Origin of the sequence: Pseudomonas sp. NFPP12, from assembly GCF_900103205.1 — a bacterium.
Taxonomy (GTDB): domain Bacteria; phylum Pseudomonadota; class Gammaproteobacteria; order Pseudomonadales; family Pseudomonadaceae; genus Aquipseudomonas; species Aquipseudomonas protegens.
Map to the genome: position 1 here is coordinate 413,755 of NZ_FMWW01000006.1, position 21,580 is coordinate 435,334.

General features: G+C 63.7%; 22 protein-coding genes. 10 read left to right on the top strand and 12 right to left on the bottom strand.

Translation table 11 applies throughout. The annotated features are described in order from the left end of the window. Positions 1-22 precede the first annotated feature (22 nt). Positions 23-1,744, bottom strand: a complete 1,722-nt coding sequence (locus BLS75_RS26680; RefSeq protein WP_072452103.1) for an acyl-CoA dehydrogenase family protein — start codon at positions 1,742-1,744, stop codon at positions 23-25. Between the two features lie 110 nt (positions 1,745-1,854). Here BLS75_RS26680 and BLS75_RS26685 point away from each other — a divergent pair, with 110 nt between their 5' ends. After that, entirely contained in the window at positions 1,855-2,754 is a 900-nt protein-coding gene (locus tag BLS75_RS26685; protein ID WP_011058756.1) for a LysR family transcriptional regulator, read from the top strand. Positions 2,755-2,911: 157 nt separating this feature from the next. Further along, the gene (locus BLS75_RS26690) at positions 2,912-4,324 is read left to right on the top strand and encodes an MFS transporter (RefSeq protein ID WP_072452104.1); all 1,413 of its coding nucleotides are present in this window, start codon (positions 2,912-2,914) and stop codon (positions 4,322-4,324) included. On the opposite strand, the gene BLS75_RS26695 is transcribed toward BLS75_RS26690, so the two are convergent. After that, the gene (locus BLS75_RS26695; protein WP_011058754.1) at positions 4,307-5,401 is read right to left on the bottom strand and encodes a bifunctional transcriptional activator/DNA repair enzyme AdaA; all 1,095 of its coding nucleotides are present in this window, start codon (positions 5,399-5,401) and stop codon (positions 4,307-4,309) included. The two genes, BLS75_RS26690 and BLS75_RS26695, sit on opposite strands and share 18 nt — an antisense overlap. Positions 5,402-5,772: 371 nt before the next feature. Between BLS75_RS26695 and glnL the strand changes: the two genes are divergently transcribed. Both glnL and ntrC read left to right on the top strand, forming a co-directional pair. Continuing rightward, a complete protein-coding gene (gene glnL / locus BLS75_RS26700; RefSeq protein WP_011058753.1) occupies positions 5,773-6,858 on the top strand; it encodes a nitrogen regulation protein NR(II) in 1,086 nt (361 codons plus the stop codon). After that, positions 6,855-8,291, top strand: a complete 1,437-nt coding sequence (ntrC, locus tag BLS75_RS26705) for a nitrogen regulation protein NR(I) (protein WP_047283560.1) — start codon at positions 6,855-6,857, stop codon at positions 8,289-8,291. Before glnL ends, ntrC begins: the two co-directional genes overlap by 4 nt. A gap of 684 nt (positions 8,292-8,975) precedes the next feature. On the opposite strand, the gene BLS75_RS26710 is transcribed toward ntrC, so the two are convergent. Then, entirely contained in the window at positions 8,976-9,416 is a 441-nt protein-coding gene (locus BLS75_RS26710; protein ID WP_011058751.1) for a hypothetical protein, read from the bottom strand. Here BLS75_RS26710 and trmL point away from each other — a divergent pair. Further along, positions 9,415-9,870: a tRNA (uridine(34)/cytosine(34)/5-carboxymethylaminomethyluridine(34)-2'-O)-methyltransferase TrmL gene (gene trmL, locus BLS75_RS26715; protein WP_047283558.1), complete on the top strand. Its 456-nt coding sequence runs from the start codon at positions 9,415-9,417 to the stop codon at positions 9,868-9,870. The two genes, BLS75_RS26710 and trmL, sit on opposite strands and share 2 nt — an antisense overlap. Before the next feature lie 95 nt (positions 9,871-9,965). On the opposite strand, the gene secB is transcribed toward trmL, so the two are convergent. From secB to BLS75_RS26730, 3 genes are read right to left on the bottom strand one after another with little or no spacing between them, the layout of a single operon-like run. Beyond that, positions 9,966-10,445: a protein-export chaperone SecB gene (gene secB / locus BLS75_RS26720; RefSeq protein WP_011058749.1), complete on the bottom strand. Its 480-nt coding sequence runs from the start codon at positions 10,443-10,445 to the stop codon at positions 9,966-9,968. Between the two features lie 42 nt (positions 10,446-10,487). Then, positions 10,488-10,742, bottom strand: a complete 255-nt coding sequence (gene grxC / locus BLS75_RS26725; protein WP_011058748.1) for a glutaredoxin 3 — start codon at positions 10,740-10,742, stop codon at positions 10,488-10,490. After that, complete coding sequence (locus BLS75_RS26730) at positions 10,742-11,155, bottom strand: rhodanese-like domain-containing protein (RefSeq protein WP_011058747.1); 414 nt, start codon at positions 11,153-11,155, stop codon at positions 10,742-10,744. The genes grxC and BLS75_RS26730 overlap by 1 nt, the downstream gene beginning before the upstream one ends. A gap of 164 nt (positions 11,156-11,319) precedes the next feature. On the opposite strand from BLS75_RS26730, the gene gpmI reads away from it, so the two are divergent. The 5 genes from gpmI (at position 11,320) to BLS75_RS26755 (ending at position 17,666) form a co-directional block, all read left to right on the top strand. Beyond that, on the top strand, positions 11,320-12,861 hold the full coding sequence (gpmI, locus tag BLS75_RS26735; protein WP_011058746.1) for a 2,3-bisphosphoglycerate-independent phosphoglycerate mutase: 1,542 nt from the start codon (positions 11,320-11,322) through the stop codon (positions 12,859-12,861). 165 nt (positions 12,862-13,026) lie between these two features. Then, entirely contained in the window at positions 13,027-13,941 is a 915-nt protein-coding gene (locus BLS75_RS26740; protein WP_072452105.1) for a DUF1460 domain-containing protein, read from the top strand. Between the two features lie 174 nt (positions 13,942-14,115). Further along, the gene (locus BLS75_RS26745; RefSeq protein ID WP_019093876.1) at positions 14,116-15,402 is read left to right on the top strand and encodes a murein hydrolase activator EnvC family protein; all 1,287 of its coding nucleotides are present in this window, start codon (positions 14,116-14,118) and stop codon (positions 15,400-15,402) included. A 31-nt stretch (positions 15,403-15,433) separates the two neighbouring features. Continuing rightward, positions 15,434-16,744, top strand: a complete 1,311-nt coding sequence (locus BLS75_RS26750; RefSeq protein ID WP_011058743.1) for a S41 family peptidase — start codon at positions 15,434-15,436, stop codon at positions 16,742-16,744. Positions 16,745-16,859: 115 nt separating this feature from the next. Continuing rightward, entirely contained in the window at positions 16,860-17,666 is an 807-nt protein-coding gene (locus BLS75_RS26755; RefSeq protein ID WP_072452106.1) for a divergent polysaccharide deacetylase family protein, read from the top strand. A gap of 38 nt (positions 17,667-17,704) precedes the next feature. Here BLS75_RS26755 and BLS75_RS26760 read toward each other — a convergent pair whose 3' ends face one another. From BLS75_RS26760 to hisB, 6 genes are all read right to left on the bottom strand, one after another. Further along, the gene (locus tag BLS75_RS26760; RefSeq protein ID WP_011058741.1) at positions 17,705-18,460 is read right to left on the bottom strand and encodes a substrate-binding periplasmic protein; all 756 of its coding nucleotides are present in this window, start codon (positions 18,458-18,460) and stop codon (positions 17,705-17,707) included. A gap of 63 nt (positions 18,461-18,523) precedes the next feature. Further along, positions 18,524-19,294 carry an imidazole glycerol phosphate synthase subunit HisF gene (hisF, locus tag BLS75_RS26765; RefSeq protein ID WP_015633827.1) on the bottom strand — a complete coding sequence of 257 codons (771 nt, stop codon included), beginning with the start codon at positions 19,292-19,294 and terminating at the stop codon, positions 18,524-18,526. 9 nt (positions 19,295-19,303) lie between these two features. Then, entirely contained in the window at positions 19,304-20,041 is a 738-nt protein-coding gene (gene hisA / locus BLS75_RS26770; RefSeq protein ID WP_019093879.1) for a 1-(5-phosphoribosyl)-5-[(5-phosphoribosylamino)methylideneamino]imidazole-4-carboxamide isomerase, read from the bottom strand. A 42-nt stretch (positions 20,042-20,083) separates the two neighbouring features. Beyond that, entirely contained in the window at positions 20,084-20,344 is a 261-nt protein-coding gene (locus BLS75_RS26775; protein WP_011058738.1) for a DUF2164 domain-containing protein, read from the bottom strand. Continuing rightward, positions 20,345-20,983, bottom strand: coding sequence for an imidazole glycerol phosphate synthase subunit HisH (gene hisH / locus BLS75_RS26780; RefSeq protein WP_019093880.1), 639 nt, complete (start codon positions 20,981-20,983; stop codon positions 20,345-20,347). Continuing rightward, a complete protein-coding gene (gene hisB / locus BLS75_RS26785) occupies positions 20,983-21,576 on the bottom strand; it encodes an imidazoleglycerol-phosphate dehydratase HisB (RefSeq protein WP_011058736.1) in 594 nt (197 codons plus the stop codon). The genes hisH and hisB overlap by 1 nt, the downstream gene beginning before the upstream one ends. Between the last annotated feature and the right edge of the window lie 4 nt (positions 21,577-21,580).

Sequence of the window (21,580 nt, forward strand, 5' to 3'; positions counted from 1 at the left end):
CAGATCGGACAAGGACGGCCATTCAGGCCGGCAGCAATTGCATGGCCTGGGCCTGGGACAGCGGGCTTTCATTGGCCAGGCGCGCCAGCAGCTCGGCATCGATCACCGGCTCCAGGCCCAACGGATCGCGCGGCAATACCTTGTGCACCAGCACCAGGTGAGCCAGGGCCAGGCGCCGATGGTCCGCACCCTGGCGCGCGGCCTCCCAGGCCATGAAGATGGCGCTGGCCAGGTGATAGAGAACGCTGCCCACCTGCCGTACCTGCTCGTCCCGGCGCTGCTGCGCCACGGCATGGAAGCCGGTCACGGTGCGCAACAGGGCCGAATCGAACAGCCGGCGGCTCGCCGGTGGCAAATCGGCCTCGGCCAGCAGCCCGGCCAGATAGCCCTGCAACGGCTCCAGCGCCTGCTCCCGAGTCACCGCCCGGGCAATGTCCAGGGCGACGATGTTGCTGGTGCCCTCCCAGATCGACCCCAGGTGCGCATCGCGCACCAGCCGGGCATCGCTCCACTCCTCGATATAGCCAACCCCGCCGCGCACTTCCATGGCATCGCCGGTCACCCGGCGGGCATCACGGCAGGCGCGGAACTTGATCAGCGGCGTGAGGATCCGCACGCACTTGCGCGCCGTCTCATCGCCGCCATCGGCCCGGGGCAGCAAGCTGGCGATCTGCATGAACATCGAGCGCGCCTGTTCGGTGGGCAGCATCATCTTCAGCAACTGGCGCTGCATCAGCGGCATTTCGATCAGGTGCTTGCCGAAGGCCCGGCGCTGGCGGGCGATGTACAACGCCTCGCTCAGCCCCCGGCGCATCAGCCCCGCCGCGCGCACGCCATTGGACAGGCGCGACATGTTGATCATGTCGGCCATCTGCTGAAAACCGCGGCCGACCTCACCGATCAGGTAGGCCGTGGCGCCTTCCAGGGTGATCTCGCCACTGGCCATGGAGCGGCTGCCCAGCTTGTCCTTCAGGCGCTGGATCCGGTAGTGGTTGCGCGAGCCGTCGGGCAGCACCTTGGGCAACAGGAACAGGGTCACCCCGGCCATGCCCGGTGGTGCGTCTTCCGGGCGCGCCAGGACCATGGCCAGGTCGGCATCCGGGTTGGAGCAGAACCACTTCTCACCGAACAGGCGCCATTGGCCATCTTCCAGCCGGGCCCGGGTTTCGGTGCGTGAAACGTCTGAACCGGCGGCCTGTTCGGTCATGAACATCGCCCCCTGGAACAGCGTCTCGAACTCCTGGGACTGCAACTGCGGCAGGTAGCGCGCCACCAGTTCCGGCGTACCGAACTTGCACAGGGTGCGGGTCAGGGAGTCGGTCATGCTCACCGGGCAGCACAGGCCGAACTCGGCCTGGACGAACAGGTAGGTCAGGGCGTACTTGATCAGCGGCGGCGGGCCTCCGGGCTGGTGGCTCATGGCAGCCAGCCCCAGTTCGGCAAAGGCCACCCGTTCCAGGGTGACGTAGTCCGGATGCTTGGCGATGCTTTGCAGGTTCTCGCCGCGGCGGGTACGCGGTTGCAGCACCGGGGGATTCTTGTCGGCGCTCAGGGCCAGCACATCCAGCTCGCCACCGGCCCGGGCGCCCAGGCGCTGCAAGGTGGGCAACCACTGCTGGTAGACCGCCGAGGGCAGGTAGACCTGGAGCAGCGCGGCCAGGCCGGCGTCGCACTCGAACAGGTTGATGCCGCGGCTGTCGGGGATGTTGAGGCTGTCTTCAATGGGGCGGGGCTCGGCGGTCATGGCGCGTCTCCTGTTTTTTGTAGGCCGAGACTAGAGCCGCCATCGATAAGTATCTAATACAAAATCAATCAACTACGATAAGAAATCCATATCGTAGAACCGGAGTCGCCATGGACCTCAAACAGTTGCGCTACTTCGTCGCGGTAGCCGAAGAACTGCATTTCGGGCGGGCCGCGAACCGTCTGTGCATTTCCCAGCCGGCCCTGAGTTTCGACATCAAGAAGCTTGAGGGGCAACTGGAAGTCCAACTGCTCAATCGCAACAACAAGTCCGTGAGCCTGACCAACGCCGGCCAGGTTCTGCTGGACGAGGCCCGCTACCTGCTGCTGCGTGCCGACCAGGCGCGGCACCTGACCCAGCGCTCGGCAGAAGGCTTTGCCGGGCGCCTGAGCCTGGGTTTCGTCAATTCGATCCTGCACCGCGGGCTGCCCGAGGCGGTCAAGGCCTTCGAACAGCAATACCCGGAAACCGAAGTGGTGCTGATGGAAATGAACAGTGCCGACCAGACCCAGGCCCTGCAACGCGGCCAGATCGACATCGGTTTCGTCCATGGCAGCACCTTTGCCGCCGGCATCCACAGCGAACCGCTGCTGGCCGAGCCGTTCCTCTGCTGCCTGCCCCAGAGCCACTCGCTGGCCACCCAGGCGCGGATCGACCTGGCGCAACTGGCCAATGACGATTTCATCCTGTTTCCGCGGGCGGTCTCGCCGCACTACCACGACCTGATCATTTCCCGCTGCGTGGCGGCCGGGTTCAGCCCGCGCATTCGCCACGAGACGCGGCTATGGCAAACGGTGGTGGCAATGGTGGCCCACGAGATGGGCGTGGCGCTGGTGCCACAGACCCTGGCCATGCTCGGCCAGCCGGGCGTGCATTACGGCGAGCTCGAAGGCTCCGGCGCGCCTTCGCAGATCCAGGCGATCCGCCTGGAGGACAAGCCTTCGGCGGCGGCCGAAAGCTTTCTCGGGCTGCTCAAGTCCCTGATCAAACCGGCCGCCGGAGGGCGCTGAGCGTTGGGGCGCGATACGCAATCACGTATCAAACCATAAGATTTAATCATTATATTTTTCGATTCCTGCCTGTATAGGCTCCCAGCGGTCGGACCTTGCCAGAGGCCCATGCGCCCGATCAGGGGCGCATATAACAATAAAAACGCAGGAATTGAACATGAACGCTGCCCAGGATGCCGCTGCCCACAAGAGAGCCCGCAAGGCGGGTATCGCCTCATTCATCGGCACCACCATCGAGTGGTATGACTTCTACGCCTACGGCATCGCCGCCGCCCTGGTGTTCGGCAAGGTGTTCTTTCCCGCCGACCTGCCCCCCGGCACGGCCACCCTGCTGTCCTTCCTGACCCTGTGGGCCGGGTTCATCGCCCGCCCCGTCGGCGGCATCATCTTCGGCCACATGGGCGACAAGATCGGCCGCAAGACCACCCTGGTGATCACCCTGATCATGATGGGCCTGGCCACCACCTGCATCGGCCTGCTGCCCAGCTACCTGCAGATCGGCGTCTGGGCCCCCATTGCCCTGGTGACCCTGCGCATCATCCAGGGCATCGCGGTGGGCGGTGAATGGGGCGGGGCGATCCTCATCGCCAGCGAAAGCGCGCCCAAGGGCAAGGGCATTCTCTATGCCGCCTTCGCCCAGCAGGGTTCGCCGGCCGGCAACCTGCTGGCAACCCTGGTGTTCTTCGGCCTCAGCGCCCTGCCGACTCCGGACTTTCTGCTCTGGGGCTGGCGCATTCCGTTCCTGCTGTCGGCGGTGCTGGTGATCATCGGCATGGTCATCCGCCTCAAGCTGGAAGAATCCGATGACATGAAGCGCCTGATGGAGCAGAAAAAGACCGTCAAGCTGCCGATTCTCGAAGTCCTGCGCGACCACTGGCGCCTGGTACTGCTGGGGGCCGGGGTGCTGCCGATCATCCACGTCACCTATTTCAAGAGCACCTTCGCCCTGTCCTGGGCCACCAAGGAGCTGGGCTACAGCCAGGGCAGCTTCCTCAGCGTGATCGTCATCGCCCTGGTGGTGCAGTTCATCACCCAGCCCCTGGGTGCGGTGCTGGTTTCACGCATGGACATGCGCAAGGCCATGGTGCTGATGGTGGTGCCCGAGCTGCTGCTGATGCCGGCGATGTTCTTCGCCGTGGAGACCGGGCACTACTGGATCGCGGTGCTGGGCATGTGCCTGGCCACGGTGCCGCACTCGATGTTCTATGGCGCGGTGGGCGGCATCCTGGCGCGGGCGTTTCCGACCCGGGTGCGCTACAGCGGGCTGTCGATCTCCTATCAGCTGTGTTCACTGCTGGTGGGCGGCGCCACGCCGGTGCTGGCCCAGAGCATCCTCAATGGCACCGGCAGCATCATCGGCGTGGCCATCGCCTCGGCCTGCTACGCCCTGGTCTCGCTGGCATGCATGCTGGCCCTGCTCAAGCGCATCGGCCATAACGCCGCCGAACTGTCCACGGCGGAACAGGCGGATGCCGACGAACTGGCGCGCCAGACTGGCGCCCAGCCACCTGTGGACAAGGTTTCCCGGCCCGACCCGGTGCCCGGCAGCGAGCTACAGCCCGCTCGCTGATGCACCCTGCAAGTGGTGCAGGCGCCGCTCATGCTCCAGCAGCCAGCGCTTGCGCCACAGGCCACCGCCATAGCCGGTCAGGGAGCCATCGGCGCCAATCACCCGGTGGCAGGCAATGACAATGGAAATCTGGTTGGCGGCATTGGCCCGGGCCACCGCGCGCACCGCTGAGGGCGAGCCGACCTGCCGCGCCACTTCGGCGTAGCTGCAGGTGGTACCCAGGGGAATGGCCCGCAACGCCTGCCAGACGGTACGGGTAAAGGGCGAGGCGCTCATCGCCAGCGGTGTGGCGAAGTGCACCGCCTCGCCGGCGAAGTAACGCTGCAGTTCGGCCTCGATCTGGTCGATGGGGGCAAAACGCCCGAAACCTATGCTCGAACCGCTGCTCTTCTGCAGGTTCTGCAACTCATTGGCCAGTGCCGGGCGGTCGAAGAATTCCAGCAGATGCAGGACCTGGGCGTCGGCCACCGCCAGCATCACGCCGATCGGGGTCTGCAACCAATCGACCTTGAGCAGTTCCCGCCCCCGTAGGTTCGACGGCGGCTGGCCCGCCAGGCGGCTGAAGGCGTGGCGAAAGCCGCTGTCGGAGTCGAAGCCGGCGCTGATCTGCGCCTCGATCACCGGCTCTCCCGAGGCCAGTTGCTGCATGCCCTGGCCCATGCGACGCAGGCGCGCCATTTCCAGGAAGGTGACGCCGAAATAGCGCTTGAACGCACGGCGCACGGTGGATGGGTCCAGCCCCTGGGCGACCAGGTCGTCCTCGTACCAACGGCGTTCCGGGTCGCGGCCCAACTGCTCGAGCAAGGTCTGCACCCAGGGCTCCTGGACCCCGGCCCGCTCCAGCGGACGACAGCGCAGGCAGGCGCGGAACCCTGCTTCGACACAACCCTTGATGGAGCCGAAGAACACCGTGTTCTCGCGCTTGGGCTTGCGTGCAGCGCAGGTCAGGCGGCAGAACACGCCGGTGCTCTTCACCCCGACAAAGGCAAAGCCTTCATAGGCCGGGTCCCGTGCCAGCAGCGCCTGGTACAGGGTGTCGTCATCGGGAAGCTGGAACAGCAGAGGGGCATTTTCCATGGCCGCATCCTAAACCTTGAAGCATCGGGTTCGAGCACTCTAAACCCGCCCTTTGCCCCGCGCCGCTGAAAAACGGGCGTTGATTCTTCTATCAACGCGCGCCCATCGAGCGCCGCTTAGATTCATGCACTATATTGGTGCAATGCCTTGCACTCAGGTGCCAATACCAGCCCATTTTGGTTCGAAAATACCCGCCAGAGCTGGCAAAACGCCACAGAACCAGGCTTCAAACGCCTGTTTCAGGGCATGCGCGCTTCTTTTCGGAGCCTTGGTTTGGTTTTTGCATTTTCTCCACCACAGCGCCTTAGCCGCGCGCGCACTTCGGGACCGGCCCCGGATTGTCTTGCTTCAAAAGAGGTCACCATCTACCCATGACCATCAGCGACCCACTGCACCGCCTGCTTCTGGACAACCTGACCACCGCCACCATCCTGCTCAATGCCGACCTGCGCCTTGAGTACATGAACCCGGCGGCGGAAATGCTCCTGGCCATCAGCGGCCAGCGCAGCCATGGGCAATTCATCAGCGAGCTGTTCACCGAATCCGCCGAGGCCCTGAGCTCCCTGCGCCAGGCGGTGGAGCAGGCGCACCCCTTCACCAAGCGCGAAGCCATGCTCACCGCACTGACCGGCCAGACCCTGACCGTCGACTACGCGGTGACGCCGATCCTCAGCAACGGCGACACCTTGCTGCTACTGGAAGTCCACCCCCGGGACCGGCTGCTGCGGATCACCAAGGAAGAGGCCCAGTTGTCCAAGCAGGAAACCAGCAAGATGCTGGTGCGCGGCCTGGCCCATGAAATCAAGAACCCCTTGGGGGGCATTCGCGGCGCCGCACAGTTGCTGGCCCGGGAGCTGCCCGAGGAAAGCCTCAAGGACTACACCAACGTCATCATCGAAGAAGCCGACCGCCTGCGGAACCTGGTGGACCGCATGCTCGGCTCGAACAAGCTGCCATCCCTGGCCCTGACCAACATCCATGAAGTGCTGGAGCGGGTCAGCAGCCTGGTGGAAGCCGAAAGCCAGGGCTGTATCACCCTGGTGCGCGATTACGACCCGAGCATTCCCGATGTGCTGATCGACCGCGAACAGATGATCCAGGCGGTGCTCAACATCGTGCGCAACGCCATGCAGGCCATCAGCAGCCAGAATGAAATGCGCCTGGGGCGCATCACCCTGCGCAGCCGCACCATGCGCCAGTTCACCATCGGCCACGTGCGCCATCGCCTGGTGAGCAAGATCGAGATCATCGACAACGGCCCGGGCATCCCCGCAGAACTGCAGGACACCCTCTTCTTCCCCATGGTCAGCGGCCGCCCGGACGGTACCGGGCTGGGCCTGGCCATCACCCAGAACATCATCAGCCAGCACCAGGGTCTGATCGAATGTGACAGCCATCCCGGCCACACCACGTTCTCGATCTTTCTGCCACTGGAACAAGGAGCCCCATCGACATGAGCCGTAGTGAAACCGTGTGGATCGTCGATGACGACCGTTCTATCCGTTGGGTCCTGGAAAAAGCCTTGCAGCAGGAAGGGATGACCACCCAGAGCTTCGACAGCGCCGATGGGGTGATGAGCCGCCTGGCCCGCCAGGCCCCGGACGTGATCATTTCCGACATTCGCATGCCCGGCGCCAGTGGCCTGGACCTGCTGGCACGGATTCGCGAGCAGCACCCGCGCCTGCCGGTGATCATCATGACCGCGCATTCGGACCTGGATAGCGCTGTCGCTTCCTACCAGGGCGGCGCCTTCGAATACCTGCCCAAGCCGTTCGATGTCGATGAAGCGGTGTCGCTGGTCAAGCGCGCCAATCAGCACGCCCAGGAACAGCAAGGCCTGGAAGTGCCGCCGACCCTGACTCGCACTCCGGAAATCATCGGTGAGGCGCCGGCCATGCAGGAGGTGTTCCGAGCCATCGGGCGCCTGAGCCACTCCAACATCACAGTGCTGATCAACGGCGAATCCGGTACCGGCAAGGAACTGGTAGCCCATGCCCTGCATCGCCACAGCCCGCGTGCGGCTTCGCCGTTCATCGCCCTGAACATGGCGGCGATCCCCAAGGACCTGATGGAATCCGAGCTGTTCGGCCATGAAAAGGGCGCCTTCACCGGCGCGGCCAACCTGCGGCGCGGGCGCTTCGAGCAGGCGGACGGCGGCACTCTGTTCCTCGACGAGATCGGCGACATGCCAGCCGACACCCAGACCCGCCTGCTGCGGGTCCTGGCCGATGGCGAGTTCTATCGGGTCGGTGGCCATACCCCGGTCAAGGTCGATGTACGCATCATCGCCGCGACCCACCAGAACCTGGAAACCCTGGTGCACGCCGGCAAGTTCCGTGAGGACCTGTTCCACCGCCTCAACGTGATCCGCATCCATATCCCGCGCCTGTCGGACCGTCGCGAAGACATCCCGACCCTGGCCAGGCACTTCCTCAGCCGCGCCGCCCAGGAGCTGGCGGTGGAACCCAAGTTGCTGAAAAACGAAACCGAGGAATACCTGAAGAACCTGCCGTGGCCGGGCAACGTGCGCCAGCTGGAGAACACCTGCCGCTGGATCACGGTCATGGCCTCGGGTCGCGAGGTGCATATCAGCGACCTGCCACCGGAGTTGCTGAGCCTGCCCCAGGATTCGGCGCCGGTCACCAATTGGGAACAGGCCCTGCGCCAATGGGCCGACCAGGCCCTGGCCCGCGGGCAATCGAACCTGCTGGACAGCGCGGTACCGAGTTTCGAGCGGATCATGATCGAGACCGCCCTCAAGCACACCGCCGGCCGCCGCCGCGATGCCGCAGTCCTGTTGGGCTGGGGGCGCAATACCCTGACCCGCAAGATCAAGGAGCTGGGGATGAAGGTCGACGGTGGCGACGAGGATGAAGGCGAGGAAGGCTGAAGCCCCGGCCGCGGCATGTAGGAGCTGGCTTGCCAGCGAAGAGGCCCTTGAACCTTGCAGTGCGCCCACAGGCGCTTTCGCCGGCAAGCCGGCTCCTACGATGAGGATGTGCGTGCACCAGGATGGGGTGCATGCACTGCCCGAAGGCGCGCTGCAGTGCCATCCAGCCCGGGTACAACCCGCGCCTCAGCTCTGAAAAGCCCTCCGTCGAAAACGCAAAAGCCCCGGATTACGGGGCTTTCGGCTTTTTATCCCAGCAATCAACGCCTCTGCAGCCAAAACTGGCACGCCACCTGCAATAACCCAGTCACTACCCAGTTTCGGGGACCTTGGTACAGGCAGGCCGGGGATTCCCCTCTTTAACACCTGGCTCGGCACGCACATCGCGACGGCCAAAGGTTTCGGGAACCCCAGTACAGGCAGGCTGGGACTTCCCTCTTTAACACCAGGCCCACCCCGCTCACAGCGACGGGCCACGCTTTCGGGAACCCCGGTACAGGCAGGCCGGGACTTCCCTCTTTAATACCCGGCCCATCCCGCGCATCGCGACGGGCCACGCTTTTGGGGACCCTGGTACAGGCAGGCCGGGAATCCCCTTCTTTACACCGGGACTCATCGCCCTCGTGGCGCTCAGCCCCTCCCGCTTTTGGGGGCCTTGGTACAGGCAGGCCGGGGTTCCCTCTTTTATTCCTCCCGCAGGTGGATCGCCAGGCGCCAGCGCCCCTCCACCTCGCTCCCGTCCCACTGCCCCCGCAGCGGCCGCGCGGCCACCAGGTTCAGCAGCAGGCCCTGGTCCGCCCGGCGCACCCGCCAGTTCACATTGCGCTGATTGACCTGCAACTGGCCCTTCTGTGCCTGCCCCTGGGCATCGAACAGCAGCGCCACGGTGCCATCGATGTGTTCCCCATGGAGCTTGGGCTCATGGTTGAACCACAGCACCAGCCCATCGGGCGCCACCTCGACCTGCTGCAACGCCACCGGATCAGGCTGGGTCAGGCGGCCGATCATCAGCCCTACCATCACCCCGACAATCGCCAGGGAGCCGAACACCCGCAGCATTAGCTTCGGTCGCGAGTACGCTTCAGGCGTAGAATGCAGCCTGTCTTTCTCTTCGGAGCCGTGCATGTTTCACGTCATCCTCTTTCAACCAGAAATTCCGCCGAATACCGGCAACGTTATCAGGCTGTGCGCCAACAGCGGCTGCCACCTGCATTTGATCGAGCCGCTGGGTTTCGAAATGGACGACAAGCGCCTGCGCCGCGCCGGCCTCGACTATCACGAATACGCCACCCTGCAACGCCATGCCGACCTTGCCAGTTGCCTGGAAAGCCTCGGCCAGCCGCGCCTGTTCGCCTTCACCACCAAGGGCTCGCGGCCGTTCCACGACGCCAGCTTTCAGGAGGGCGACGCCTTCCTGTTCGGCCCCGAGAGCCGGGGCCTGCCGGCGGACGTGCTGGACGCCCTGCCCGGCGAACAGCGCCTGCGCCTGCCCATGCGCGAAGGCTGCCGCAGCCTGAACCTGTCCAACACCGTGGCCGTTGCGGTCTATGAAGGCTGGAGACAGTTGGGGTTCAAGTAGAGCCTGGGGTTCGCGGGCAAGCCCGCTCCTACAGGTTTTGCCCGAGCATGAAAAAAGCGCCGTTACAGGCGCTTTTTTCGTACCGCAACCAGCACTTACTGAACGGTGTTTTCGCCAGCGGACTGCAGGCGTTGCAGCTCTTGGGCGTACAGCGCATCGAAGTTCACCGGGGCCAGCATCAGCGCCGGGAACGAACCGCGGGTCACCAGGCTGTCCAGCGCTTCACGAGCGTAAGGGAACAGGATGTTCGGGCAGAAAGCACCCAGGGTGTGGCTCATGGAAGCCTCATCCAGGTTCTTGATCAGGAAGATACCGGCCTGCTGGACTTCAGCGATGAAGGCCACTTCGTCGCCGTTCTTCACGGTCACGGACAGGGTCAGCACCACTTCGTGGAAGTCGGCTTCCAACGCTGTCTGGCGGGTATTGAGGTCCAGGCCGACGCTAGGTTCCCACTGCTGACGGAAGATCGCCGGGCTTTTCGGCGCTTCGAAGGACAGGTCACGCACGTAGATACGCTGCAGGGAGAATTGCGGTGCGCTTTCGTCGTCGGCAACGGTGTTCTGTTGGTCAGTCATCTCAGAGTCCTTCTTGATCTTGGGTCTATAGGGTTGGGAATTTCAGGCCGCTAGCAGCGCGTCGAGCTTGCCGGCACGCTCCAGGGCGAACAAATCATCACAGCCACCTACGTGGGTGGCGCCGATCCAGATCTGCGGCACGGACGTACGCCCGGCCTTCTGGGCCATCTCGGCGCGTACCTGGGGCTTGCCATCGACCTTGATCTCTTCGAAGGCTACGCCTTTGCTCGCCAGCAGATGCTTGGCGCGCGAGCAGTAAGGGCAGTAATCACTGGAGTAGACGATGACCTTGGACATTACTTCACCAATGGCAGGTTATCGGCCTTCCAGCTGGCCACACCGCCGGACAGCTTGGCCGCGGTGAAACCGGACTTGAGCAGCTCGCGGGCGTGGGTGCCGGCGTGCTGGCCCTGGGCGTCCACCAGGATGATGGTCTTGGACTTGTGCTTCTCCAGCTCGCCGACACGGGCGGCCAGCTTGTCCTGGGGAATGTTCAGTGCACCGACGATATGGCCGGCGGCATAGTCCTTGGATGGACGGATATCGATCACGACGCCCTGCTCGCTGTTGACCAGCGCGGTCAGTTCACGGGTGCTGAGGCTGCGGCCACCGCGGCTCAATTCATGAGCGATCAACAGAGCCAGCAGGATGGCGAAGGCGCCGACGAGCAAGTAGTGTTCAGTGGCGAATTGAATCAGGTGAGCAACCATCTAAGGAGGTTCCAGGGCGTTAAAATGTCGGCCAGTATACACAGCCCTCCGGGTCGACCAAACCCCGCCCGGCGGTGACTCCACCGGAACTTCGCTTTAAACTGCCACTCCCTTTTTCAACACCTCCCTTTCATCTCTTTCCTATCCAGCCACGAGTGGACGCCATGACTACCACGCCTAAACCTTTGGTCCTGATGATTCTGGATGGCTTCGGTCACAGCGAAAGCCACGAATCCAACGCCGTCTATGCGGCCAAGAAGCCGGTCCTGGACCGCTTGTGCGCCAGCATGCCCAACGGCCTGATCTCGGGTTCGGGCATGGATGTCGGCCTGCCGGACGGGCAGATGGGCAACTCCGAAGTCGGCCACATGAACCTCGGCGCCGGCCGCGTGGTGTACCAGGACTTCACCCGGGTGACCAAGGCCATCCGTGACGGTGAGTTCTTCGAGAACCCGACTATTTGCGCGGCCGTGGACAAGGCCGTGGATGCCGGCAAGGCGGTGCACATCCTCGGCCTGCTGTCCGACGGCGGCGTGCACAGCCACCAGGACCACCTGATCGCCATGGCCGAACTGGCCTTCAAGCGCGGCGCCGAGAAAATCTACCTGCATGCCTTCCTCGATGGCCGCGACACCCCGCCCAAAAGCGCCCAGTCGTCCATCGAACTGCTGGACGAAACCTTCAAGACCCTGGGCAAGGGCCGCATCGCCAGCCTGATCGGCCGTTACTTCGCCATGGACCGCGACAACCGCTGGGACCGTGTGGCCCAGGCCTACAACCTGATCGTCGACGGCCAGGGCCAGTTCAACGCCGCCACCGCCCAGGAAGGCCTGCAAGCCGCCTACGCACGTGAAGAGAGCGACGAATTCGTCAAGGCCACCACCATCGGCGAACCGGTCAAGGTCGAGGACGGCGATGCCGTGGTGTTCATGAACTTCCGCGCCGACCGTGCACGGGAGCTGACCCGGGTCTTCGTCGAGGACGACTTCAAGGACTTCGAACGCCCACGCCAGCCTAAGCTGGCCGGCTTCGTCATGCTCACCCAGTACGCCGCCAGCATCCCCGCGCCATCGGCCTTTGCCCCGGGCAGCCTGGAGAACGTGCTGGGCGACTATTTGGCGAAAAACGGCAAGACCCAACTGCGCATCGCCGAGACCGAGAAGTATGCCCACGTCACCTTCTTCTTCTCCGGTGGCCGCGAAGAGCCGTTCCCGGGCGAGGAGCGCATCCTGATCCCGTCGCCGAAAGTCGCCACCTACGACCTGCAGCCGGAAATGAGTGCCCCGGAAGTCACCGACAAGATCGTCGACGCCATCGAGCACCAGCGTTATGACGTGATCATCGTCAACTACGCCAACGGCGACATGGTCGGCCACAGCGGCGTGTTCGAGGCGGCGGTCAAAGCCGTGGAATGCCTGGACCTGTGCGTCGGACGTATCGTCGATGCCCTGGAAAAGGTCGGCGGCGAAGCCCTGATCACCGCCGACCACGGCAACGTCGAGCAGATGTCCGACGAATCCACCGGCCAGGCCCACACCGCCCACACCACCGAGCCGGTGCCATTCATCTATGTCGGCAAACGCGCGTTGAAAGTCCGTGAAGGCGGGGTTCTGGCGGACGTGGCGCCCACCATGCTCAAGTTGCTGGGCCTGCCCAAGCCCGCGGAAATGACCGGCACGTCGATCCTGGTGGACCCGGCGCACTGATCCTCCAGCTCGCCATTGCAGGCAAAAACGCCCGATGCAACCGTCGGGCGTTTTTCATGGTGGCCTTGCACAGGGCGAATCAGGGCCATGGAAGTAAAAGCAGACAAGCGCCGGGCACTTATTGAATAATGATTATCATTATCAATAACAGCAGAGAGAATCTCCATGAACAAGACGGCTACGCTGCTTCTGGCCTCCCTCCTGTCAGGCTGTGCAAGCCAGATTCCTGCTCAACAGCCGGTGGATGCCAGTGCCCTCGCACAGCAACACAGCCCGGTGGAAATGGATGCTCAGACCGCCGATAAATTGAAAGCACTGCTGAAGATCCAGCCTCCTCGGGGCTCTACCGACATAGGCCAGATGAACGACCTGATTTCCCGGGAGTTCCTGCACACGCCTTACGCGGCGAACCGGCTGCACGGCTCCGCAACCCTGGCCGAGAAGCTGGTGGTCGACTTCAGGGGCCTGGACTGCTTCACCTACCTGGATTACGTCGAGGCCTTGCGCCAGTCCAGCGACGAGGCCGGCTTCATCAACAACCTGGTGCAGATTCGCTACGTGAACGGCGATATCAACTTCCTCAACCGCCGCCACTTCTTCACCGATTGGGCCCATGCCGGGCAACCCATGGCCGAGGATGTGACCGCCCAGCTGAGTGCGAACGCGGTGACCGTGGCCAAGCGCCTCAATCAAAAGGCCGATGGCGGCCGCTACCTGCCCGGCCTGCCCGTGGCCGAACGCGACATCACCTACATTCCCAGCGCATTGATTGACCAGCATCTGCTCAGCCACCTGCGAACCGGCGACTACATCGGCATCTATACCCACCTCTCGGGCCTGGACGTCACCCATACCGGGCTGTTCATCCAGACGGCCCAGGGCCCCGTCCTGCGCAACGCCTCCTCGAAAAAGGACCAGGGCGCGGTGATCGACTCACCCTTCATGGAGTACGTGCACAACGTCCCGGGAATCGTGGTCCTGCGGGCCCGGCAAGACAGCCAGGCCAGCCAGGATGCCTCGGCCGCGAAGGCCGGCACCCAGGCGCTGCCGCATCAGGCTCGCTCGCCCGCACAAGGTTGATCGGCGCCACCGCCCCAGGCCACGGCGGCGGCACGCTGATAGCAAATGGCCCAATAACGGTCCGGAAACGGCTTTTTATGACGAACGCCTCAAAGCAGTTGGCTTTGAGGCGTTTTTTTTGCAGCGATGGGCGGGCATACTAGGCCGTCCCTTTCCCTGGTGTCGCCCGCCTCTATGCTTCGCGCCCTGATTACCCTTGCTCTGATCTGCCTGCTCCAACCGGCTTTCGCCGACGAGCGCGCGCAAACCCAACAACAGTTGGACGCCACGCGTCAGGACATTGCCGAGCTGAAAAAGCTGCTGGGCAAGCTGCAGGAAGAGAAGTCCGGGGTGCAGAAAGAACTGCGCGGCACCGAAACCGAGATGGGCAAGCTGGAAAAGCAGGTCGAGGCCCTGCAAAAAGAGCTGAAGAAAAGCGAATCCGAGCTGCAGCGACTCGATGAGGAGAAAAAAAAACTCCAGAGCGCGCGCACTGAACAGCAACGACTGATCGCCATCCAGGCCCGCGCGGCCTACCAGAACGGGCGCCAGGAATACCTCAAGCTGCTGCTCAACCAGCAGAACCCGGAAAAATTCGCCCGCACCCTGACCTATTACGACTACCTGAGCCAGGCCCGCCTGGAGCAGTTGAAGAATTTCAACGAGACCCTGCGCCAGCTGGCCAATGTGGAAAAGGACATCTCCCTGCAGCAGGCCCAGTTGCTGGTGCAGAAAAGCAGCCTCGACACCCAGCGCGAAGAACTCGACAAGGTGCGCAAGGAGCGCCAGCTGGCCCTGGCCAAGCTGAACAACGATGTGAAGGCCCGTGACGACAAGCTCAAGGCCCGCGAACAGGACCAGGCCGACCTGGCCAAGGTCCTGAAAACCATCGAGGAAACCCTGGCACGCCAGGCTCGCGAGGCAGAGGAAGCGCGGCAGAAAGCGCTGATCGCCCAGCAGGAAGCCGAAAAAAAGCGCTTGCGTGAGGCCCAGGCCGACGCCAGCGATGAGCCGCGCAAACCCGCAAGATCAAGCCCTGGAGCCCTGGTTTCCAGCGCCGGCCCTTCCTATGGCGGGGCATTTGCTTCAGCCCGGGGAAAACTTCCATGGCCCGTTGATGGTCGACTACTGGCACGCTTTGGTGAAACCCGTGGCGACGACTCCCGCTCCAAGTGGGACGGCGTGATGATCAGCGCCGCCGCCGGCAGCCAGGTGCACGCCGTGCACGGTGGCCGGGTAGTGTTCGCCGACTGGCTGCGCGGCGCCGGCCTGCTGGTGATCCTCGATCACGGCAACGGTTACCTGAGCCTCTACGGACACAACCAGACGCTGCTCAAGGAAGCCGGCGACGTGGTCAAGGCCGGAGAGTCCATCTCCACCGTCGGTAATAGTGGCGGACAGGACACTCCTGCGCTGTACTTTGCAATTCGTCAGCAGGGCCGCCCCAGCGACCCGGCACAGTGGTGCCACGCGCAAGGATAAGCGCTGCATCTAAACTAGGAGTTCGTTCGACATGCTGCATTTGTCCCGCCTTACCTCGCTGGCCCTGACGATCGCCCTGGTGATCGGAGCGCCTCAGGCGTTTGCCGCCGAAACCGCTCAAGCAGCAACCGCCGCGACCACCAAGGCGCCCTTGCCGCTGGAAGAGCTGCGCACCTTCGCCGAGGTCATGGACCGCATCAAGGCCGCGTATGTCGAACCCGTAGACGACAAGACCCTGCTGGAGAATGCCATCAAGGGCATGCTCAGCAACCTCGACCCGCACTCTGCCTATCTGGGCCCGGAAGACTTCGCCGAACTGCAGGAAAGCACCAGCGGCGAATTCGGCGGCCTGGGCATCGAAGTCGGCGCCGAGGATGGCTTCATCAAGGTGGTCTCGCCCATCGACGACACCCCGGCATCCAAGGCCGGGATCCAGGCCGGCGACCTGATCGTCAAGATCAACGGCCAGCCGACCCGTGGCCAGACCATGACCGAAGCCGTGGACAAGATGCGCGGCAAGATCGGCCAGAAGATCACCCTGACCCTGGTGCGCGACGGCGGCACGCCGTTCGACGTGACCCTGGCCCGCGCCACCATCCAGGTGAAGAGCGTGAAGAGTCAGCTGCTGGAGTCGGGCTACGGCTACATCCGCATCACCCAGTTCCAGGTCAAGACCGGCGAGGAAGTCTCCAAGGCCCTGGCCAAGCTGCGCAAGGACAACGGCAAGAAGCTCAACGGCATCATCCTCGACCTGCGCAACAACCCGGGCGGCGTGCTGCAAGCCGCGGTGGAGGTGGTCGACCACTTCATCACCAAGGGCCTGATCGTCTACACCAAGGGCCGCATCGCCAACTCCGAGCTGCGCTTCTCCGCCACCGGCAAGGACGAAAGCGAAGCCGTGCCGATGGTGGTACTGATCAACGGTGGCAGCGCCTCGGCTTCGGAGATCGTCGCCGGTGCCCTGCAGGATCAGAAGCGCGCAGTACTGATGGGCACCACCAGCTTCGGCAAGGGCTCGGTGCAGACCGTGCTGCCGCTGAACAACGACCGGGCGCTGAAGATCACCACCGCGCTGTACTTCACCCCCAACGGGCGTTCGATCCAGGCCCAGGGCATCGTTCCGGACATCGAAGTGCGCCGCGCCAAGATCACCAGCGAGTCCCAGGACGGCGAGTACTTCAAGGAAGCCGACCTGCAGGGTCACCTGGGCAATGGCAACGGCGGCGCCGACAAGCCCAGTGGTGCAGCGAGCAAGGCCAAGCCGATGCCGCAGGACGACGACTACCAGTTGGCCCAGGCCCTGAGCCTGCTCAAAGGGCTGAGCATCACCCGCGGCAAATGATTGAACCCTTCGCCGGCAAGCCGGCTCCTACAGGAGCCGGCTTGCGTAGGAGCTGGCTCGCCAGCCAAGCGCCCGCCAGGGTGCCCATTCCCCTAAAGGCCTGATCCCGATCCCCATGATTTCCCGCTGCTCACTGCTGTTGCGCTCGCTCCAGGCCCCGCTGCTCACCCTGCTGTGCCTCTTGCCCCTCGCGACCCAAGCCGCCGAACCCACAGCCGTCGCGCCCAAGGCCTACCTGAGCCTGATCATCGACGACCTGGGCCAGAACCTGCCCCGTGACCGCCGGGTACTGGCCCTGCCCGGCCCGGTCACCACGGCGATCATGCCGGACACGCCCCACGCTGCCGAATTCGCCCGCGAGGCCCATCGCGCCGGCAAGATCGTCATCCTGCACATGCCCATGGACCCGGCCACCGGGCCGTTTGCCTGGCACCCCGAGTTGCCCATCGAAGAGCTGCAAAAACGCCTGGACGCCGCCTTCCAGGCCGTGCCCTACACCAGCGGCATCAACAACCACATGGGCAGCCGCATGACCGCCCAACCCCAGGCCATGGCCTGGCTGATGGGCGAGTTGCAACGGCGGCACAAATTCTTCGTCGACAGCCGCACCAGCGCCCAGACGGTGGCCGCCGCCGAAGCGCAGAAGATCGGCCTGGCCAGTGTTTCCCGGGATGTGTTCCTGGATGACGAACGTACCGAAGCGGCGATCAGCCAACAGTTGCAGACCGCGATCAAACTGGCGCGCAAACAGGGTTCGGCGGTGATGATCGGCCACCCTTATCCACAGACCCTGGCAGTGCTCGAACGTGAGCTGCCCAGGCTCAAGGCCCAGGGCATCGAGTGGATCGATATCAAGTCGATGATCAGCCTGCGCAGCAACAAGGCCATGGCCGGGCATGGCAAGAACGGGGTTTATCGCTAGAGGCCTTCGCCACAGGAACTGGCTTGCCAGCGAAGCGCCTACAGGTAACGCCCCATGATCTCTTCCACCAGCCCCTCTTGGCGCATCTGGTCCAGGGCCGCCTGGAGCTTGGCCACCACCTCATCGGAGACATCCTTGTTCAGGGCCAGGTACAGCTCGGCGCTGTTGAAGCGCAGCACCGTCTTGAGGCCGCTGATGCCCTCCTGCTTGGCCAGGTAGCGCCCGGCCGGGTCGCCGGTGGCCCAGAGGTCGATCTGCCCCGCCACCAGCTTCCTGGCATTGTCCTGGTCACGCAGTACCACTTGGGGCGCCAGGCCCTGCTTGGTCAGGGTCTCGGCAATGGCATCGCCCTTGTAGGCGCCGATCTTGTATTTGCGCGCCTGTTCCAGGGATTCTAGGGTGATCTTGCTGCCGGCCTTGGCCAGCATGATCCAGTCATCCGGGCCGATGGGGCCGACCCACTTGAAGAGCGGCTCGCGGTCCGGCAGGCGCGCCATGACGAACACACCATAGCCCGGCTGCTCCAGCGCCATCTTGTAGATACGCTCCCATGGAAAACGCAGGGTCAGGCTGTAGTTGATTCCGGCGCGTTTGAACATTTCACGGACGATATCCACGGCGATGCCGTCGATATTCTCGCCCTGGGCGAAGTTCTTGCCGTTCTTGGCCATGTTGTAGGGGGGGAAGTTTTCCGTCAGCAACACCAGGGAGGTGTCGGCGGGTTCATCAGCGCGGGCGAGGCCGCAAAGAACAAGCGAAGCGCTGGCGACAACCACTAGAAGACGTTTGAACATGACGGGCTACCGGAATCCATGGCGTGCTCAAGAGTGCCGTGAGCCCGCCATGCTGTCCAGTGGCTACCGCACAACAATCCCGCGCTGAGCCATATAGGCCTTGGCCTCGGGAACCGTGTATTCGCCGAAGTGGAAAATGCTCGCCGCCAGCACCGCGCTGGCATGGCCTTCAATGATACCGTCGGCCAGGTGCTGGAGGTTGCCGACACCGCCGGAAGCGATCACCGGAATCCCCAGGGCATCGCTGATGGCCCGGGTCACGCCCAGGTCGAAGCCGTTTTTCATGCCGTCCTGATCCATGCTGGTGAGCAGGATCTCGCCGGCACCCAGGCCTTCCATCTTCTTCGCCCACTCCACCGCGTCCAGCCCGGTGGGCTTGCGCCCGCCATGGGTGAAGATTTCCCAGCGCGGGGTTTCACCCGGGCCGGAGACTTTCTTCGCGTCAATGGCGACCACGATGCACTGAGAACCAAAGTGCTGCGCCGCTTCGCCGACGAACTCCGGGTTGAACACTGCTGCGGTGTTGATCGAAACCTTGTCCGCGCCGGCATTGAGCAGGTTGCGGATGTCCTGCACGGTGCGCACGCCACCGCCCACGGTCAGCGGGATGAACACCTGGCTGGCCATGCGCTCGACGGTATGGAGGGTGGTATCACGCCCATCGACGCTGGCGGTGATGTCGAGGAAAGTGATTTCGTCGGCACCCTGCTCGTCGTAGCGACGGGCAATTTCCACCGGGTCACCGGCGTCGCGGATGTTCTCGAACTTGACGCCCTTGACCACCCGGCCGTTGTCCACGTCCAGGCAAGGGATGATGCGTTTGGCCAGTGCCATGGCGAATCCTCAGCCTTGGTACGAATCGCAGAAAGCCTGGGCTTCTGCGACATCGAGGGTGCCTTCATAGATCGCGCGGCCAGTAATGGCGCCGATGATTCCTGGCGCCTTGGCATCCAGCAGGGCCTTGATGTCGCCCAGGTTGTGGATACCGCCGGAAGCGATCACCGGGATCTTGGTGGCCGCCGCCAGGGCTGCGGTGAAGGGAACGTTGCAGCCCTGCATCATGCCGTCTTTGGCGATGTCGGTATAAACGATGGCGGACACGCCGTCGGCTTCGAAGCGCTTGGCCAGGTCGATGACCTGCACGCTGCTGACTTCAGCCCAGCCGTCGGTGGCGACGAAACCGTCCTTGGCGTCCAGGCCGACAATCACCTTGCCGGGGAACGCGCGACAGGCCTGGGCGACGAACTCCGGCTCCTTGACCGCCTTGGTGCCGATGATCACGTAGCTCACGCCAGCCTTGACGTAGTGCTCGATGGTTTCCAGGGAACGGATGCCGCCGCCGATCTGGATCGGCAGGTTCGGGTAGCGCTTGGCGATTGCGGTGACCACCTCGCCGTTGACCGGCTGGCCTTCGAAGGCACCGTTCAGGTCCACCAGATGCAAGCGTCGGCAACCCCCTTCAACCCATTTGGCGGCCATGCTCACCGGGTCATCGGAGAACACCGTGGAGTCTTCCATGCGGCCTTGGCGCAGACGCACACAGGCGCCGTCCTTGAGATCGATAGCGGGAATAATCAGCATCTGGCAAACCTTCAAGTTCGATTGTTCAGCTTCACTCGGAAATCAGTTTTTCTCGAGCGCCCACAGGTCGCTTTCGATGCTTTCGAACCTCTCCTTGAGGTGCGCCTGCACATCGAAAATCGCCCGGTTGTAATAGTGCGGAGCAATTTCGCGGGTAAACAGTTCAAGAACCTCCGCCGCTTCGAACGAGCCCAGCTCGAGCTCGAACCGATCCTCCAGGAAACGCTTGATCTTGTGCGTCGCCTCGCTCTCCTGTTCGGCAGTGAGGCTCAGGATCGGCGGCTTGGGTTTCTTGATCGCCATTTACCAGCGACCGTCCCAGGCGGCGAAATTCTGCAGCAGCTGCAGGCCGTGGGTATGGCTTTTCTCCGGGTGGAACTGCACGGCGAAACGCGAGCCGTCGGCCAGCGCCGCGGCGAAATCCACGCCATAGTGACCGCTGCCCACCACCTGCCGCGCGTTACCGGCATTGATGTAGTAGCTGTGCACGAAGTAGAAGCGCGCCAGGTCCGCAATGTTGTGCCACAGCGGGTGATCCACCGCCTGCTTCACTTCGTTCCAGCCCATGTGCGGCACCTTCAGGTGCTCGCCATCCTCGATCAGGCCCTTGCCGAAGAACTTCACCTGGCCGGGAAACAGGCCGATGCAGTCCACGCCTTCGTTCTCTTCACTGTGGTCGAGCAGCGCCTGCATACCCACGCAGATACCGAGGAACGGACGGTCCTGGCTGACCTCGCGCACCAGGGCATCGAAGCCCAGGCGGCGGATCTCGGCCATGCAGTCACGGATCGCGCCCACTCCGGGGAACACCACCCGGTCGGCTTCGCGAATCACGCTGGCATCGCTGGTGATCAGCACCTTGCCGGCGCCCACGTGCTCCAGGGCCTTGGCCACCGAGTGCAGGTTGCCCATGCCGTAGTCGATGACGGCGACGGTCTGCATTACAGCACGCCCTTGGTCGACGGCATCTGGCCGGCCATGCGCTCGTCCAGCTCCACCGCCATGCGCAGTGCACGGCCGAAGGCCTTGAACACGGTCTCGATCTGGTGGTGAGTGTTGGTGCCGCGCAGGGTGTCGATGTGCAGGGTCACGTTGGCGTGGTTGACGAAGCCCTGGAAGAACTCCTGGAACAGGTCGACATCGAAACCACCGACGGTGGCGCGGGTGAACGGCACATGCATCTGCAGGCCGGGGCGGCCGGAGAAGTCGATCACCACGCGGGACAGGGCTTCATCCAGCGGCACATAGGCATGGCCGTAGCGACGGATGCCTTTCTTGTCGCCGATGGCCTTGCTGAACGCCTGGCCGAGGGTGATACCGACATCCTCCACGGTGTGGTGGTCGTCGATATGCAGGTCGCCCTTGCTTTCGATGTCCAGGTCGATCAGCCCGTGCCGGGCGATCTGGTCCAGCATGTGCTCAAGGAAGGGCACGCCGATATCGAATCGGGCCTTTCCGGTGCCATCCAGGTTGATCGAGGCTTTGATCTGGGTTTCCAGAGTGTCGCGCTCGACAGATGCCTTACGTTCGGCCATCACC

Excerpts from the sequence above, each read along its gene's own strand:
- BLS75_RS26745 (WP_019093876.1), top strand. The coding sequence starts at position 14,116 with ATGCTTCGCGCCCTGATTACCCTTGCTCTGATCTGCCTGCTCCAACCG.
- hisB (WP_011058736.1), bottom strand. The coding sequence starts at position 21,576 with ATGGCCGAACGTAAGGCATCTGTCGAGCGCGACACTCTGGAAACCCAG.
- grxC (WP_011058748.1), bottom strand. The coding sequence starts at position 10,742 with ATGTCCAAGGTCATCGTCTACTCCAGTGATTACTGCCCTTACTGCTCG.
- glnL (WP_011058753.1), top strand. The coding sequence starts at position 5,773 with ATGACCATCAGCGACCCACTGCACCGCCTGCTTCTGGACAACCTGACC.
- secB (WP_011058749.1), bottom strand. The coding sequence starts at position 10,445 with ATGACTGACCAACAGAACACCGTTGCCGACGACGAAAGCGCACCGCAA.
- hisA (WP_019093879.1), bottom strand. The coding sequence starts at position 20,041 with ATGCTGATTATTCCCGCTATCGATCTCAAGGACGGCGCCTGTGTGCGT.
- BLS75_RS26710 (WP_011058751.1), bottom strand. The coding sequence starts at position 9,416 with ATGCACGGCTCCGAAGAGAAAGACAGGCTGCATTCTACGCCTGAAGCG.
- ntrC (WP_047283560.1), top strand. The coding sequence starts at position 6,855 with ATGAGCCGTAGTGAAACCGTGTGGATCGTCGATGACGACCGTTCTATC.
- BLS75_RS26730 (WP_011058747.1), bottom strand. The coding sequence starts at position 11,155 with ATGGTTGCTCACCTGATTCAATTCGCCACTGAACACTACTTGCTCGTC.
- BLS75_RS26750 (WP_011058743.1), top strand. The coding sequence starts at position 15,434 with ATGCTGCATTTGTCCCGCCTTACCTCGCTGGCCCTGACGATCGCCCTG.
- BLS75_RS26695 (WP_011058754.1), bottom strand. The coding sequence starts at position 5,401 with ATGGAAAATGCCCCTCTGCTGTTCCAGCTTCCCGATGACGACACCCTG.
- BLS75_RS26685 (WP_011058756.1), top strand. The coding sequence starts at position 1,855 with ATGGACCTCAAACAGTTGCGCTACTTCGTCGCGGTAGCCGAAGAACTG.
- BLS75_RS26760 (WP_011058741.1), bottom strand. The coding sequence starts at position 18,460 with ATGTTCAAACGTCTTCTAGTGGTTGTCGCCAGCGCTTCGCTTGTTCTT.
- BLS75_RS26755 (WP_072452106.1), top strand. The coding sequence starts at position 16,860 with ATGATTTCCCGCTGCTCACTGCTGTTGCGCTCGCTCCAGGCCCCGCTG.
- BLS75_RS26740 (WP_072452105.1), top strand. The coding sequence starts at position 13,027 with ATGAACAAGACGGCTACGCTGCTTCTGGCCTCCCTCCTGTCAGGCTGT.
- trmL (WP_047283558.1), top strand. The coding sequence starts at position 9,415 with ATGTTTCACGTCATCCTCTTTCAACCAGAAATTCCGCCGAATACCGGC.
- hisF (WP_015633827.1), bottom strand. The coding sequence starts at position 19,294 with ATGGCACTGGCCAAACGCATCATCCCTTGCCTGGACGTGGACAACGGC.
- BLS75_RS26690 (WP_072452104.1), top strand. The coding sequence starts at position 2,912 with ATGAACGCTGCCCAGGATGCCGCTGCCCACAAGAGAGCCCGCAAGGCG.
- gpmI (WP_011058746.1), top strand. The coding sequence starts at position 11,320 with ATGACTACCACGCCTAAACCTTTGGTCCTGATGATTCTGGATGGCTTC.
- BLS75_RS26775 (WP_011058738.1), bottom strand. The coding sequence starts at position 20,344 with ATGGCGATCAAGAAACCCAAGCCGCCGATCCTGAGCCTCACTGCCGAA.
- hisH (WP_019093880.1), bottom strand. The coding sequence starts at position 20,983 with ATGCAGACCGTCGCCGTCATCGACTACGGCATGGGCAACCTGCACTCG.
- BLS75_RS26680 (WP_072452103.1), bottom strand. The coding sequence starts at position 1,744 with ATGACCGCCGAGCCCCGCCCCATTGAAGACAGCCTCAACATCCCCGAC.